This is a genomic window from Lentilactobacillus sp. SPB1-3, assembly GCF_026913205.2.
Classification (GTDB): domain Bacteria; phylum Bacillota; class Bacilli; order Lactobacillales; family Lactobacillaceae; genus Lentilactobacillus; species Lentilactobacillus terminaliae.
Map to the genome: position 1 here is coordinate 291,665 of NZ_CP168151.1, position 14,597 is coordinate 306,261.

The 14,597-nt window shown below is 38.5% G+C and carries 17 protein-coding genes; 7 read left to right on the forward strand and 10 right to left on the reverse strand.

Annotated features, from left to right (window positions below; all coding sequences use genetic code 11):
• Positions 1-50 precede the first annotated feature (50 nt).
• Both O0236_RS01385 and O0236_RS01390 read right to left on the reverse strand, forming a co-directional pair.
• Positions 51-722, reverse strand: coding sequence for a potassium channel family protein (locus O0236_RS01385; protein ID WP_268912391.1), 672 nt, complete (start codon positions 720-722; stop codon positions 51-53).
• Between the two features lie 15 nt (positions 723-737).
• Positions 738-2,078, reverse strand: a complete 1,341-nt coding sequence (locus tag O0236_RS01390) for a TrkH family potassium uptake protein (protein ID WP_268912392.1) — start codon at positions 2,076-2,078, stop codon at positions 738-740.
• Positions 2,079-2,198: 120 nt separating this feature from the next.
• On the opposite strand from O0236_RS01390, the gene codA reads away from it, so the two are divergent.
• Complete coding sequence (gene codA / locus O0236_RS01395; RefSeq protein ID WP_268912393.1) at positions 2,199-3,440, forward strand: cytosine deaminase; 1,242 nt, start codon at positions 2,199-2,201, stop codon at positions 3,438-3,440.
• Positions 3,441-3,479: 39 nt separating this feature from the next.
• On the opposite strand, the gene O0236_RS01400 is transcribed toward codA, so the two are convergent.
• The gene (locus O0236_RS01400) at positions 3,480-4,379 is read right to left on the reverse strand and encodes a LysR family transcriptional regulator (protein ID WP_268912394.1); all 900 of its coding nucleotides are present in this window, start codon (positions 4,377-4,379) and stop codon (positions 3,480-3,482) included.
• 98 nt (positions 4,380-4,477) lie between these two features.
• Here O0236_RS01400 and O0236_RS01405 point away from each other — a divergent pair, with 98 nt between their 5' ends.
• Positions 4,478-5,512, forward strand: coding sequence for a YeiH family protein (locus tag O0236_RS01405; protein WP_268912395.1), 1,035 nt, complete (start codon positions 4,478-4,480; stop codon positions 5,510-5,512).
• Positions 5,513-5,564: 52 nt separating this feature from the next.
• On the opposite strand, the gene O0236_RS01410 is transcribed toward O0236_RS01405, so the two are convergent.
• Both O0236_RS01410 and O0236_RS01415 read right to left on the reverse strand, forming a co-directional pair.
• Positions 5,565-6,425, reverse strand: a complete 861-nt coding sequence (locus tag O0236_RS01410; protein ID WP_268912396.1) for a fructosamine kinase family protein — start codon at positions 6,423-6,425, stop codon at positions 5,565-5,567.
• A gap of 127 nt (positions 6,426-6,552) precedes the next feature.
• Positions 6,553-6,984, reverse strand: a complete 432-nt coding sequence (locus O0236_RS01415; protein ID WP_268912397.1) for a hypothetical protein — start codon at positions 6,982-6,984, stop codon at positions 6,553-6,555.
• A gap of 70 nt (positions 6,985-7,054) precedes the next feature.
• Between O0236_RS01415 and O0236_RS01420 the strand changes: the two genes are divergently transcribed.
• A complete protein-coding gene (locus O0236_RS01420; RefSeq protein ID WP_372791508.1) occupies positions 7,055-7,957 on the forward strand; it encodes a ribonuclease H family protein in 903 nt (300 codons plus the stop codon).
• Here the strand turns inward: O0236_RS01420 and O0236_RS01425 are convergent.
• Positions 7,951-8,514 (reverse strand): DUF2179 domain-containing protein, encoded by a 564-nt coding sequence (locus tag O0236_RS01425; protein WP_268912398.1) that lies wholly within the window; start codon positions 8,512-8,514, stop codon positions 7,951-7,953. The two genes, O0236_RS01420 and O0236_RS01425, sit on opposite strands and share 7 nt — an antisense overlap.
• A 120-nt stretch (positions 8,515-8,634) precedes the next feature.
• Here O0236_RS01425 and O0236_RS01430 point away from each other — a divergent pair, with 120 nt between their 5' ends.
• Both O0236_RS01430 and pgmB read left to right on the forward strand, forming a co-directional pair.
• Entirely contained in the window at positions 8,635-9,078 is a 444-nt protein-coding gene (locus O0236_RS01430) for a VOC family protein (protein ID WP_268912399.1), read from the forward strand.
• A gap of 124 nt (positions 9,079-9,202) precedes the next feature.
• Positions 9,203-9,874: a beta-phosphoglucomutase gene (gene pgmB / locus O0236_RS01435; protein WP_268912400.1), complete on the forward strand. Its 672-nt coding sequence runs from the start codon at positions 9,203-9,205 to the stop codon at positions 9,872-9,874.
• On the opposite strand, the gene O0236_RS01440 is transcribed toward pgmB, so the two are convergent.
• Positions 9,859-10,221, reverse strand: a complete 363-nt coding sequence (locus O0236_RS01440; protein ID WP_268912401.1) for a DUF488 domain-containing protein — start codon at positions 10,219-10,221, stop codon at positions 9,859-9,861. The two genes, pgmB and O0236_RS01440, sit on opposite strands and share 16 nt — an antisense overlap.
• 37 nt (positions 10,222-10,258) lie before the next feature.
• Between O0236_RS01440 and O0236_RS01445 the strand changes: the two genes are divergently transcribed.
• Positions 10,259-10,879: a DNA-3-methyladenine glycosylase gene (locus O0236_RS01445; RefSeq protein WP_268912402.1), complete on the forward strand. Its 621-nt coding sequence runs from the start codon at positions 10,259-10,261 to the stop codon at positions 10,877-10,879.
• On the opposite strand, the gene O0236_RS01450 is transcribed toward O0236_RS01445, so the two are convergent.
• From O0236_RS01450 to O0236_RS01460, 3 genes are all read right to left on the reverse strand, one after another.
• The gene (locus O0236_RS01450; protein ID WP_268912403.1) at positions 10,876-11,376 is read right to left on the reverse strand and encodes a phosphatidylglycerophosphatase A; all 501 of its coding nucleotides are present in this window, start codon (positions 11,374-11,376) and stop codon (positions 10,876-10,878) included. The two genes, O0236_RS01445 and O0236_RS01450, sit on opposite strands and share 4 nt — an antisense overlap.
• Positions 11,377-11,517: 141 nt before the next feature.
• Positions 11,518-12,312, reverse strand: coding sequence for a type I methionyl aminopeptidase (map, locus tag O0236_RS01455; protein WP_268912404.1), 795 nt, complete (start codon positions 12,310-12,312; stop codon positions 11,518-11,520).
• Between the two features lie 96 nt (positions 12,313-12,408).
• Entirely contained in the window at positions 12,409-12,579 is a 171-nt protein-coding gene (locus O0236_RS01460) for a hypothetical protein (protein WP_268912405.1), read from the reverse strand.
• Positions 12,580-12,862: 283 nt separating this feature from the next.
• Here O0236_RS01460 and O0236_RS01465 point away from each other — a divergent pair, with 283 nt between their 5' ends.
• Positions 12,863-14,563: a phosphoenolpyruvate carboxykinase gene (locus O0236_RS01465; RefSeq protein WP_268912406.1), complete on the forward strand. Its 1,701-nt coding sequence runs from the start codon at positions 12,863-12,865 to the stop codon at positions 14,561-14,563.
• Positions 14,564-14,597 lie beyond the last annotated feature (34 nt).

Genomic DNA, 14,597 nt, shown 5'->3' on the forward strand with positions numbered 1-14,597 from the left:
TTACGTGCTTGTGTTATAAAGCCTCCACCATTTAATTGGTGGAGGCTTTTTTATTTATCAGCTGTCGCAATGACTTCAAATTTTTCAACATCTTCTTGATTACCAATGATAGTTATCAAATCATTGCCATGTAAGGTGGTCGTTGGTTCGGCAATGAATGTTTCACTTTGATCTGCTCGTGAGACAGCGATTATCGTAATTTTAAAACGATTAGTTAAGTTTAGTTGATCAAGGGATTGGTTAGCAAAATTAGGATTAGTCATTTGTAGTTCTGCAACGGATAGGGTCCCGGAAAGCTTCAAATCACCGATTATTTTCGGATCCATGGTATGAATGGCCGTTCGTTTCCCCATATCACGTTCAGGCTGAATCACTTCGTCAGCACCTAAACGTTGAAGCACCCGAGCGTGGCGCTGATTCTCAGCTTTACATACGAGATGTTTTACGCCCAGATCTTTACAGATCATGGTGGCCATTACACTGGCTTCAACATCGGTGGCAATTGAAATAAACACATTGTCAAAGTTACCAATGTCTAATTGCTGCATGGCTGTTTCATTTTGCGCATCTGCGACGACAGCGGAGGTCACAATATCACGGTATTGATTAACCAGCTCCTCTTTTTTGTCGATTACTAACACTTCCTGGCCGTGAGCTACTAGTGTGTCAACGATGCTACCTCCAAATAAGCCTAAGCCGATTACTGCAAAATTCTGTTGCATTTTTTTAAACCTCCATTAACCGATCATGATGTTTTCTTCTGGATATCTGAACTCATCATCTGGATGATTAGTCGTGAGAATCGAATACATAACTGTAAATATACCGACACGACCCATAAACATTAGTACACAGAAAATTAATTTACCAATAATTGTTAGATGAGGCGTAAGCCCTAAAGTTAATCCAGTAGTTCCAAACGCAGAAACCACATCAAAAATTATATATTCAAATCCCATGTATTTGGGAATGGTTTCTGTGGTCAACAAGACTAACGCCGCAATTGATAAGGTGATTACCACTAAGAAGCCTAATGTTAACGAGCGATTGACGTTATCATCTGAAAAGCGCCGTCCCATGAACGTTGAATCTCGTTTGCCCCGTAGAATCGACCAAACCTTAATTAACAAAATTCCAACAGTTGTGGTTTTGATTCCTCCGGCAGTTGAACCAGGAGTTCCACCAATGAACATCAAAATAATCGTAAACAAAATTCCGGCATCTGAAAATTGATTGTAATTGAAAATTGAAAACCCGGCCGTTCGTGGAGAAACTGAGATGAAGAAGGTGTCGATCAGACGTTGTCCGGCACTCAACTGAGTATGCTGACTAAAGTTTTGTTCGGTCGTTAAATATACGATAAAACTAATGACGATTAAACCTAAATAGGTCACTAACGCCAATTTTGTGTGGAGCGATAAGTGATGATTTTGTCGAAATAGTAGTAAATCTTCCCAGACCAAAAATCCCAGTGATCCGGCAATAATCAATCCTGATAAGACTAATAACAGATATGAGTCCCCGGCAAATTTGGTTAAAGAATTGGCATACAGATCAAAACCAGCATTACAAAAAGCGCTGATCGAATGGAATATGCTATAACCTAGACCTTTCCAAAAACCGTATCGGGAGCCAAAATCAATGAATAATAATGCGGTTCCTAGTCCTTGAATAAGTAAGGAAAAACAAATCACTAGTTGGACAACTCGATAAACTTTATCAGTGGATTGAATACTTAATGATTCTTGGGTCAGTAACGAAGTCGTCAGATCAACTTTTCTTTTTAGAAACGAAAATAATAGCACAGCAAATGTCATGAAACCCAAGCCACCAACTTCGACTAAAATTAAGATGACAATTTTACCAAAGATACTCCAGTGTAGGGCAGTGTTAACGACTGTCATTCCAGTAATACAGGTAGCTGAAGTAGCTGTAAACAAGGCATTTAGATAGCCAGTTGAATGGCCAGAATTAGTTGAAATAGGCAAAGATAATAAAATGGTGCCAACTATAATGATGACAATAAAGCCTAAAGTTAGGATTCTAGGCAATGGTAACTGCTTGTTAGCGTGTATCATTTTTAATTACCTCTTATAGTATGTTTTATAAACATTATCACACTGAATTGTAAATATCTCCAACACTGAACCTATTTTGGGATATAATTTACTGAGACTATTAGTTCGGGGGATATATAAATGCTAATTAAAAATGTTCATATTCAAAATTCTGAAGCTCTTCAAGATGTGCGAATCGTTCATGGCAAATTTGCCGAAATCGCACCTAACCTTGAAAGACAGGATGACGAGCGATTGATTGATGCAACTGACAAATTGTTGTTGCCACCATTTGTTGATCCACATGTCCATCTAGATGCCACTATGACTGCTGGTGATCCTGAATGGAATCAAACAGGCACATTGTTTGATGGGATCCGCATCTGGAGCGAACGCAAGAAAACTTTAACCAAGGAAGACGTTAAGACACGAGCAAAGCAGGCCATTAAGATTCAAGTTCAAAATGGTATTCAATTTGTACGTAGTCACGTTGATGTCACAGATCCTAATTTAACTGCATTAAAGGCTTTGATTGAAGTCCGAGAAGAGGTTAAGGATCAGGTTGAACTGCAACTAGTTGCCTTTCCGCAAGAAGGAATCTTATCATTTCCAAATGGTAAGGAATTAATGACAGAAGCAGCTGATTTAGGAGCTGATGCGATGGGGGGTATTCCTCATTTTGAGTTTACCCGTGAATACGGGGTTGAATCGTTGAAGTTCTTAATGAAACTTGCTGAACAAAAGAACAAATTAGTAGATGTGCATTGTGATGAAATCGATGATCCTCAATCACGAAGTTTGGAAACTTTAGCTACCCTTGCCCTTGAAAGTGGCATGGGCGATAAGGTAACCGCTAGCCACACCACTGCAATGGGTTCATATAATGATGCCTATGCTTACAAATTATTCAGATTGTTGAAGATGTCAAATATCAACTTTATTGCCAATCCACTTGTTAACACTAATCTGGGTGGTCGTTTTGATACTTATCCAAAGCGTCGTGGCATGACAAGAGTTAAGGAACTTCACGCTGATGGTATTAACGTGGCTTTTGGTGAGGATGATATCAAAGATCCATGGTACCCAATGGGAAATGGTAACATGCTTGATGCTCTTCATATGGGATTACATGTTGGTCATTTGATGGGATACAACGATATCTTAGATTCATATCAATTCGTAACGTTAAATGGTGCAAAAGCCATGCATGTTAGTGATCATTACGGAATTGAAGTTGGTAAACCAGCTAACTGTATCATTATGAACAACGATAATTTCTACAATGCTTTAAATGAACGTTCAGAAATTCTTTACTCAATTCATAATGGGGAAGTTTTGGTTAAGACAGAACCTAAACAAGTTAAAAATAATTTCAGAGCATAATTAAGTTTGATATTTTATGTAGACGAGCAGAGCCGTGAATTAAGGCTTTGCTCGTTTTTGCTTGGATAAAATTTTAGAGATGGAATTGGCCATGTCTAAAAATAAGGTTTCTTTTGGCGTCCCCGGTAGATAAACCATGTTAAGTTCATGGCTGATTTCAAAATTATTCAAGTTAAATGTACTCAAATGAAATGAATCTGGCAATGAACGCGCCGCAGAACGATACATGAAACTAACACCGAGATTTTTGTTTAATAATTGCTGAATAGTGAAGATATCACCAACTGAAATCATGTGATTAAAATCGTTTAAATCATAATTCATGCCAGCTAACCAGTTCTCAAAAATGAATCGACTACCTGATCCTGGTTCTCGAATCAACAACTGACTGGTTAGCAACTCATCGATAGAAATGGTGCGGTTGCTGAAGGGATGTTCTTCATTACAGACACCGACAAATTCATCTTGGCCAATCAAAATATTAGCAAAACTTTGGCGGTCAAAGTTTCCTTCAATTAAGCCAAACTCGATGTCACCACTGATCAATTGATTGATAATGACGGTGGTGTTTTGAATCTCACAGTGGATTTTAGGATAGTCGGTAGCCAGTTGCTGAATAAAGTCTGGCTCAATCATTTCATTGAATGAGAGGGTGGTACCAAAAGAAATACTTTGCCGCTTTTCGGGATTAGTAATATTGGATAGTCCCTGCTGGGTTTGCGTATTGATTTGTTCTATAAGTTTAGCTAATTTAAGTCCCTCAGTAGTAAATGTTAATTGGGAATGGTGATAATCCACTAGCTTAACATTTAATTCCTGTTGAAGAGCTTGAATTTGTTGAGATACTGCCGGTTGAGTAACGAACAGTTGCTGAGCAGTTTTAGTAAATGATTTGGTTTGATACAACACAAGAAACATGATGAATTTATTATCTAACATAACGCACCTCATAAGTTATTCTTATAGAGTTATCATACTTAATAATTTTCCTTTATACAATGTCTTTGATAAGCTATTAATTGTGATGGAGGAGAGAAATGAAAAATTATAGTGCAACAGAAGTTAGAAGTTTTGGCTTAGCAGCCGTTTTGACGCTAATTTGTGCCTTGATTGGAACATTTTTAGCGGGATTACCATACTTGAATTTAATTGGAGCTTTAGTGATCTCTTTATTAATGGGAATGGTATTTCAAGTATTTAAAGGACCGGTTCAGACAGCTAAGTTTGGAATTGGATTTATTTCAAATAAATTTTTACGATTAGGAATTATTTTATTAGGATTCAAACTTAACTTGTTAGATCTTGCTCGAGCAGGAGTGAAGACAATCCTGTTAGCAATGATCGTAGTTACTGGAACCATTTTATTAACTTATACAATCGCGCGGAAACTAAATGTTGAAAAAGAATTAGCTATTCTTGCCGCTGGCGGAACTGGAATCTGTGGAGCTGCGGCCGTTATGGGAATTTCCCCACAAATCAAAGTTCCTGAAGAACAGGCTGAGCATCAACGGGAAAACGAAGTGTTGGCCGTCGCAGTGGTAGCTATTTTAGGTACCATCTTTACGTTGGTCGACATTAGTTTGAAGCCATTACTACACTTAACTGCTACTCAATTTGGTGTGATGGCTGGTGCGTCCTTGCATGAAATTGCCCATGCTGTTGCTGCCGGAAGTGCAGGCGGTCCAGTGAGTTTGGACGCTGCTATCATTACCAAGCTATCCAGAGTTTTGATGCTAGCTCCAGCTGCATTGATTATCGGTGCTTGGTATCAAAGAAGTACTAATAAAGAACGTGGGGATGCTGCTCAAAAAGCCAAATTACCAATTCCTTGGTTCATGGCCGGATTCATTCTCGCAAGTATTATTGGTACGTTCGTTCCTTTAGGAGCTAACATTATTCAATTACTTGTAAAAGCTGCATACCTATTCTTAGGAATGGCCATGGCTGCCTTAGGAATCAGCGTTAACTTCCGAGTAATCTGGCAACGAGGCCGCAATGTCTTCTTAGCCGCATTTATTTCATCAATTATCTTGTTAATATTTGCAATTATTGTTGTTAAATTATTCTTCTAAATAAAAAGCAAATCGCGGTGTAACCAAAACTAGGTTTCATCGCGATTTTTTATTATCCAAGTTGATTAACGATTTGCGTCATTTCTGATTGAACACTGCTGGCATACATTTCACCGAATTTTACTAAGTGGACCATTAGGTAATAGAGTCGGTAAAATTTCATTCTTTGATTAGCGCCTTCAGATAGCGGGTATGCTTCACCATAAGCTTGATAAAACTCACTATCAAAGCCACCAAATACGGTGGTCACACCGAGGTCGAATTCTCGATCACCATACATGGCTGCGGGATCTATCAAAGCGGGTTGACCGATGTCGGTGAATAAGTAATTACCGCCCCATAGGTCACCGTGCAATAGAGAAGGCTCGCTTTGATGGTTGGCAAGTTGATTGATAATGATTTGGCGAACATGATTGAACTCGGCAAGTTCAGTGGATGACCATAGGTGCTGTCTAACGATTTCGTCTCGTAGTTTATCGAGGCGCCGGTCAACGAATAGTTCGCTCCAAGACGTTGTCCAGCTATTATCAAATTCAATTGCAGTTCCTTTATAATCGGTGTCAAACCCAAATGATCCATTCGGATTGTGATGATGATGTAATTTAGCGACCAGTCTACCAAGGTCTGCCTGACTACCAGTACCGCTTGATAGATATGTAATTAATAAGTAGGCATCGCCTTGAATCTCACCATTGGCAATTACTCTGGGTGCTAAAATATTGGCGGTCTCAAATTCCTGTAAGCCGGCAATTTCACCGTCATAAAAATCTGCATCGTGATGTGGTTGCACTAATAAGAAGTATGTGTCATCAGGTGTCGTTAGTTTAAATGCCTGATTCACGTCACCGCCACCAACTGGAGTTACAGAATCGATTTCTGCAATGGGCAGCTGTTGAAGCCAATGTTCGTCCATAAAAAATCACCTCACACTCATTGTAAATCAGAAAGCGAATCAATGATAACTATAAGGTAGCTCAATTAAGTTGAAATAAAAAAACCACAGTGAATAGGAAAATAATTCCTCACTGTGGTAAAAATAGCTACTTTTTAGCGGTGTTAGTAGCCAATGACTTTTTCTTTTTAGACTTACTTTTTAAAACGTCTTTTAACTCTGAAATATCGTCTTCATGTTTAACCTTCCATTGTTTATAGGAAGAACTAGAATCTGTATCACCAGGCTTAAGACCTGTATCGAGCCAGAACAGTGCTTCGGTTAAACTAGAAAAGTTGTGCATCCAGAGAGTTTGTCCGTTTTCCGAGTCAAATGCAACGTATGAACGGGCGTGTCTGGCCAAAAATGTGTGCTTACGAATCTTAAAGGCCTCACGTTTTCTGGTCAAGCGATAATCAGGTAGTATATACTTACCTTGACGTTTTAATTGTGGAAATCGTTCGTTGATTTGGTCTGAACGATCTTTAAGTAGTGCCTTGGCTTCTTCAACACTAATAAGTGTCGCGTTTAATTGGGTCATTGCGATAGCCCCCTTTACTAATATTTTCGCATAGATTTATCTAATTGAAAAGAATATTGGAAAAATATAATTGATTGTTAATAAATTGAAATCTAATGTAGCTAATTTGGAGGTAATAATTATTAAATTTTATGCAGTTAAGAAAGGCCGTAAACCAGGAATCTATAGCACTTGGCCGGACGCTCAGAAACAAATTTCTAAATTTCCAGGAGCAGTTTTCAAAAGTTTTCCCACTAGAAAAGCTGCGGAAGATTTTTTGAACGGCCAAGGGGACTACGGTAATTTAACCGAGTCGGCACCCAAGACTGATGAGATTATCGTCTATACAGATGGTGGCTCTAGAAATCATGGGAACGTAGCCGGTGGCCACGTTAAGCAAAGTGATCCGGCAGCTTGGGCTTATCTAATTATTAACCACGGTAAGAAAACTTCAGATACTGGTGGTGAGTTTGGCGCCACTAATAACCGAATGGAAATCATGGGGCTTCGAAATGCTCTGCAATATTTGCTGGATAATGGTTTAAACCAGGAGCACGTTCACATCATTGCCGATTCTAAATATGTGCTTGATGCTATCACCAAGGGCTGGCTTGCGGGCTGGAAAGCACGCGGATTTCAACGTAGCCAAGGTGAATTGAAGAATCGTGAATTGTGGCAAGACATTGATCGTTTGTTACCAAAGTTCACTAATATCGTTTATTCATGGACCAAGGGCCATGCTGATAATAGTGGCAATGTTTTCGTGGATGAATTATTGAACCAGACGATGGACGAAATGATGGCTGGTAAAAAATCATCTTCACATGTTTCAGCTAAAACTAAAGCAACGACTACTAAATCTAGTCCCGCAAATTCCAAACCAGTGACCCAGCAAAAGTCACAAGGGAAACGGGATGATAATCCAAAAATAAAGGCCTCAGTTGACGCTATTAAAGAGAATTTACGTCAATTAGGTTTATTTGATGATCAATGATGGCCATTGGCCTTGTGATACCTACGATCGACTTCTTTGCTCCAGAATCCTCCAGATAATTGAACTGGTTCCTGAACCATGATAAATGCATCTGGAGAAATTTCCCTAATTTGCTCCATCAAACGCCGATCCGCTTTTCTGGGTGCTAATATGCTTAACACTAAGCGAGGGCCAAAGCGACCTTCTGCGTGAGAAACAGTAACACCGTATCCAAGATTACGAAGCATTTCTGGTAAGTCTTCGTTTTTATCATGAAGGGGATTTTCAGGGTCAATCTGAACTGTCACTTCGAAATTGACGTAACCCAAAGCGATTTTATCTTCAATGACGATGCCGATATAGATACCGACCCCAAATCCAATCGCATAAGCCGCAATGTTTAATGGGCTATCAATATGCTGCAGGGCGATTGCCAAAGCCATAACGTAGATTGATTCTTCCACAACGGCCACTAATGGTGCTAAGAAGCGGTGACCTTTAACCACTAACATGGTTCTAAACGTGTTAATGGCTATGTACAGTGCGTTTAAAATGAAAATTGTGATAGCTAATTGCAAATTGTTTTCCTCCTTAAAAAGCTTAATATACCGCCGTTTAATACGCCTGAAATTGACGCTTTCTTAGTTTTAGGGTATTCTTATGGCTGTACTAAAACAAACGTAAGGGCTGTTGACCAGATGAATCAAGAACTAATTCCATATCTTACATTCGAGAACACTAAAGATGCTCTTGAATACTATAAGCTAGTATTTGGCGCAACCGATGTTTTTCGGGAGTCACCAACTGCTAAGCAAGCAGCCGAAATGGCGTTTAATGATGATGTAGACCTTGATAGTATGACAATGAGTGCACATTTTAAAATTTTCGGAAAAGAAATTTGGTGCGCCGATAGTTTTCTTGGCAAACCAGTTGTCTCTTCCTTAATTTCATTAATGTTCAAAGTTGATCTCGATGATTCTGATGCAGTGACGGAGATGGAAAATCTCTATAAACGAACGGTGGAATCAGAAGAGGTCAAGGTAATTGTTACACTTGAAAAAAAATCTAGTGGGAACCGCTATGGACAAATTGTTGATAAGTACGGAATCACTTGGATTTTTAATGCTATACGTAACGACTAAATTTTAGTTTAATAGGCCAATCAAAACAAATGTTTTGATTGGCCTATTTTTTAAATCATGCAATTAATAAGATATGTACCTTGTGGTGTATGATAAAGACAAAAGTACTTTAGGGGGTACTAGCATGCGTGATTTTAAGAATATTCGGGGCTGGTGTTTTGATTTGCACGGTGTGATCACAGATTCTTGGATCTACCATGCCATGGCATGGGAAGAGACGGCTGAATTGCTCGGAGTAAAGTGGACGCCTGATATTCAAGAACAACTGAAGGGTCGAGACCGCCTTGATTCGTTGGAATTTATTTTAGAAGCAGGTGGCTTACAGGATAAGTATTCTGATGAAGAAAAACAGGCTATTGCCGAGCGAAAGAATCAACGGTATTTAAAATATCTTCAAAAAATGAATCCAAATGATATTTTGCCAGGCATCCAAGAGCTCCTTGATGATTTAACAGCTAATGGCTACAAAATGATTATTGCTTCCGCATCACAAAATGCACCATTAGAAATTGAAAAATTAGGTCTAACCAAATACTTCTCTCAAGTTGTTGATGTTACTAAACTGGCCCATAACAAGCCAGCTCCAGATGTCTTTTTAAAAGCCGCTGAAATGCTAGACTTGAGTGTTGATCAATGTGTTGGAATCGATGATGGTGCAATTGGCGTTGAATCAATAAATGCGGCTAAGATGGTTTCAATTGGTGTGGGAGATAAACAAATTCTGCACGAAGCAGATATTATTGTGCCAACAAGTAATGAACTAACGATTCAAAATGTTCGTCAGGCGTTTAACTGATCTTCAACAAATTTTTTTAAAACGACAGCCTGATTGTTTATAGTGTCCTTTGTACCATATAAAAATATGACATCTTGGGTTTGCAGATGTGTAGAAACTAGTGAAATAAACTCACCGGTTTTTTCATTTCTAGTTAATTCTGATAGATACCGGTCCTGAAATTCGGTAAATTTCTCTGGATCATGACCAAACCAAGTTCGTAACTCTTTGGACGGAGCAATTTCTTTAGCCCAGGTATCTAGATTGGCATTTACTTTAGATACGCCACGAGGCCATAGACGGTCAACTAGGACGCGGTAACCGCTACTTTGATTGTGAGAATAAATTCGTTCAAGTTTAATTTTCATGAAAGACGTCTCCAAGTTTAAGAAAGGAGTAACTATTATGAGTAGCCACAATTTTTATGATAGCGACACAACTGATCAACTTGCTCAACAAATGCTGGGAATGTTATTAACGTATGAATCACCGAATGGATTAGTAGGTGGTCGCATTGTGGAAACTGAAGCTTACATGGGTGAGCAAGATTCTGCTGCCCATGCTTTTCAAGGTAAGCGTACTGCATCAAATGAGCCCTTATATGGCCCAGCAGGGACAGTTTACATATATTCGATCCACGGCAAGTATTTACTTGATGTCGCCACGCAAGGCCCAGATGTGCCTCAAGGAATCCTCATTCGAGCCATTGAACCCACGATCGGCCAAGAAATCATGTACCGAAATCGGCCAAGGCCTGGAGCAGAACTTACCAATGGACCTGGAAAATTAATGGCTGCACTAGGGATAGCTGAAAAGACCATGAATTTTGAAATCATTGGTGAGGGTAAATTGAATATTGATGTTCATGACCGTTGGCAGCCACGGCGCGTTCAGAAATCTGGTAGAATCGGTGTTTCAATTGGTGAATGGACTGATAGACCACTGAGATACTATGTCAGGCACAATCCATACGTTTCTGGTATCAAGCGCAATGAAGTAAATATTGCTAATTTTGGCTGGATCTAGTTATGCTCATGAGCTGTTTTGGCTGAAACGGCACTAACGATCGCACCGACGATATCGTCAATGAATGTATTTGAGATATCATCTTTTCCTTCGTCGAGGGCTTTGATCTTGCCAGTCTTATCACGGTCGATAAAACCATAGTTAGTCACACCGATGGTGCCGTAAATATTCGCGATATTTAAAGCAATACCTTCATCCACACCGAAGACACCCGAATCATTCATGACAATACTTTCAAGCGGTTCTTTTAGAAGCCCTTGTGAAGCAAGCCGGTCTAATTCTAGGCCAACCATGGCATTGTTTAAAACCTCACGTTTATGCATTACGTTGATCGTGTTTTTCATCATTTCTTCTTTAGTTAGATTATCAAAGAAAACTGACTGCAAATCATAAGCCATGTCAGCTATGTCTTCTAAAGAGATGCCTTTTTCCTTTAATCCACTAATGACGAAGTTATAAGCAGCTGTATCTGGAAATTTGAAGTTTTTATTATTCATATTGATTCCCCCTAAAATAATGATATGTATGTGATACGCCCTAATAAGGGTTATCACTGTCTATAAAACTAATGGTAATGCCTAATTGCTTGATTTGCAAAAAACGGACACGAATGAAAATTCGTGTCCGTTTTGTTTATACTAAAGTTGGTATTTTTTGTCGATGTCTAATCCTTGAGATGTAAGAATCTTAGGACCGTCTTTAGTGATGGCAATGGTATGCTCATATTGAGATGATGGGGTACCATCAGCAGATACATAGTATGTCCAGTCATCTTTTTCATCTAGACGATCTTTGATTTCCCATGTTCCAGTGTTAACCATAGGTTCGATAGTAATGGTCATTCCTTCTTTAAGACGGAGACCATGACCTTCTTTACCATATGCAGGAACATTTGGTTCTTCATGCATGGTTGGTTGGATTCCGTGACCAATTAAATCACGAACGTCACCAAAACCATTTTCGTCTTCAACGTAAGTTTGAATGGCAGCACCGATGTCACCAAGACGGTTACCGATAACGGCTTTATCAATTCCCTTGTACAATGACTTTTGGGTGACGTCCATTAATTTTTTAACTTCATCGCTAACTTCGCCAACGGCATATGACCAGCAAGAGTCACTTTCAAAACCATCAAGGTTAACAGTCAAATCAACCTTAACGATGTCACCACTCTTTAATTTGAGTCCCTTACGAGGAATTCCGTGAGCAACTTCATCATTAATTGAGATACATGTAGCATATTTGTATCCTTCAAAGCCCATTTCAGAAGGGGTAGCACCATGATCTGCAATATATTTTCTGGCAAAATCTTCAATTTCCCAAGTATCTAAACCGGGCTTGATCATTTCACGAACGCCTTTGTGGACGCCAGCAAGTACTGCGCCAGAGGCAGCCATTTTTTCGATTTCTCGTGGTGATTTTAATGTAATCAATTAATATACTTCCTTTTATCTGTATTCAATTCCTGAAGCAACTAAATTAACGCATCTAAGCATATTCGATACAAAAAATATGTCAAGCAAAGTAATCTAGTTTACTTCATCAATAATTCCCTTTTGCAAGGCCTCTAAGATCAACTTAACTTCAGACATCTTTGAGTCAACTAAATACTGCATGGGCTCATTTTTGGATTGTCTGGCATCATCTAATTGTTCATTTAAAAAAGTTAGTTGGTTGTGGAGATATTCACTTAGTTTCACGTCGCTCACCTCACATAGTAGCTTACTTGTTTCATTATAGCTTAAACTATAAATTTTTACATTAGTTTAGAATCGTTTTTAGGTAGTAATGGTTAACGGTGGCATCTTAATTAAGTTTTTAGTAGCTTTTGCGATGATATCAGTTAATCCATACAAAATTAGTTCGGTGTCTAAAAAATATTCGTAAAAATTACGAGAAAAATGAAAATTTGCTTAAAAAATTCTTTAAAATAGTCTACAATATTAATAATTCAAATTTACGCAAGAGGGAGACTTTAAATTTATGGTACAAGAAAAGATTGATACAGCGCCGTTGTATGTCAACCCGGACCGTGGGGTTGCAGTTTTGAATTACAGCTCTAAATACATTAAGGACTTATTCCAGTTAGTTAATAGTGAAGAACTTGCCGGAATCGTCAAGGTTTACTTGAATGATAATAGCTATAAAAAGACACCTTCAGCGCTAAACGATGTTTCTGTTGAAGAATATGTCGGTGTCATCAAAGATATTTTGATGAACCACATGGATAGTCTCAAGTTTGCTTCAACCGACATCTTGAATAGTATCGAAGATCTGTACACATACTATCGTTCGCTCCTTCGAATTTCGACAATTAATAAACATCAAAATGCGATTATTGGTACTTCATTCATGAATATTGATAATCGATTCAATGAACTAGTTTTAAATTTGTATCGGAGTGTTGAAGAAAAGCTTCAAGGCCACGTTAACCATATTTATCGCCAGGTTGATGCCGGTACAAACGCCTGTATTTTAACTCAAACAATTAAATGGGATGTTCCTGAAAAGTATGCTTCACTTGCTAGCATTCGTTTTATTGATACATTAATGGTTCGACCTCCAGTTATGGTTCATACCAAGAGTAACAAGCGTGAAGGGGTCTTTTCTGAGACTAAACAAAACCCAATTGAAAACTTCAAAGGCGATCGTGAAAGCTGGTATTGTTATCCAGCTTGGGTCGGCGAAAGTTTAGCATACATTTACTTTGATCGCGATTACTTCGCTAATGGCCTAGCATTAGGTAACTTATTTGAATTAGCCGATGAAGAAGCTGTTAAAGATCGCAAACCAGATATCATTTTATTATTTGGTAGTGAAGGGGCCACTTCAGATACTGATGACAATTGTCATTACTTCTTAGATGCAGAAAATGACATTTACGTTGGCCAAGTTCCTTATAACGATAAAACAACTTACTTTGGTTATATGAAGAAGATGGTTTTGACGCTTCATAACCTAAGCATGATTAGCAAACATAAATTGCCAATTCATGGTTCAATGGTTAAGATTACTTTCTCAAATGGTAAGACTAAGTCAGTCGTCTTCTTTGGTGATAGCGGTGCCGGAAAGTCTGAATCTATTGAAGCATTGCAAGAAATTGCTGATGATAAAATTGAAAATATTGAAACTATTTTCGATGACATGGGTAGCTTCACGCTTACAGGAGATGAACAAGCCATCTACGCGCAAGGAACTGAAACGGGTGCTTTTGTTCGACTAGATGATTTGAGTTCTGAAGTAGCATTTAGCAATATGGATCGGGGTATCTACATGAATCCTGAATTATCTAATGCCCGTTGTATAATTCCTGCTAACACTTACCAAAATATTGTTAAACACCACAACGTTGATATGTGGCTGTACGCTAACAACTATGATAAAGAAATCGGTGTTCATCAATTTGATGATGAGCAAGAAGCTAAGAGTGTTTTTGTAGCTGGTAAACGTAAAGCGTTAGGAACTACTGATGAAGTTGGAATGAGCATAACTTTCTTTGCCAACCCATTTGGACCAGTTCAAAAACAGGCGGAAACTCAAGAGATCATTGATGAAGTCTTCCCAGCCTTATTTAAAAAAGGCACATTTATTGGTGAAATCTATACTCACCTTGGATATGATAAGAAGAAATCAAGTCTTAACGCGTCAGCTCAAGCTTTGCTTGATATTTTAATGAACAGCTAGTTAACATAAAGCCTGGAAAGATAATTAATTATTG

Coding starts and splice junctions, on each gene's coding strand:
- O0236_RS01385 (WP_268912391.1), bottom strand. CDS start 722: ATGCAACAGAATTTTGCAGTAATCGGCTTAGGCTTATTTGGAGGTAGC.
- O0236_RS01390 (WP_268912392.1), bottom strand. CDS start 2,078: ATGATACACGCTAACAAGCAGTTACCATTGCCTAGAATCCTAACTTTA.
- codA (WP_268912393.1), top strand. CDS start 2,199: ATGCTAATTAAAAATGTTCATATTCAAAATTCTGAAGCTCTTCAAGAT.
- O0236_RS01400 (WP_268912394.1), bottom strand. CDS start 4,379: ATGTTAGATAATAAATTCATCATGTTTCTTGTGTTGTATCAAACCAAA.
- O0236_RS01405 (WP_268912395.1), top strand. CDS start 4,478: ATGAAAAATTATAGTGCAACAGAAGTTAGAAGTTTTGGCTTAGCAGCC.
- O0236_RS01410 (WP_268912396.1), bottom strand. CDS start 6,425: ATGGACGAACATTGGCTTCAACAGCTGCCCATTGCAGAAATCGATTCT.
- O0236_RS01415 (WP_268912397.1), bottom strand. CDS start 6,984: ATGACCCAATTAAACGCGACACTTATTAGTGTTGAAGAAGCCAAGGCA.
- O0236_RS01430 (WP_268912399.1), top strand. CDS start 8,635: ATGAATCAAGAACTAATTCCATATCTTACATTCGAGAACACTAAAGAT.
- pgmB (WP_268912400.1), top strand. CDS start 9,203: ATGCGTGATTTTAAGAATATTCGGGGCTGGTGTTTTGATTTGCACGGT.
- O0236_RS01440 (WP_268912401.1), bottom strand. CDS start 10,221: ATGAAAATTAAACTTGAACGAATTTATTCTCACAATCAAAGTAGCGGT.
- O0236_RS01445 (WP_268912402.1), top strand. CDS start 10,259: ATGAGTAGCCACAATTTTTATGATAGCGACACAACTGATCAACTTGCT.
- O0236_RS01450 (WP_268912403.1), bottom strand. CDS start 11,376: ATGAATAATAAAAACTTCAAATTTCCAGATACAGCTGCTTATAACTTC.
- O0236_RS01465 (WP_268912406.1), top strand. CDS start 12,863: ATGGTACAAGAAAAGATTGATACAGCGCCGTTGTATGTCAACCCGGAC.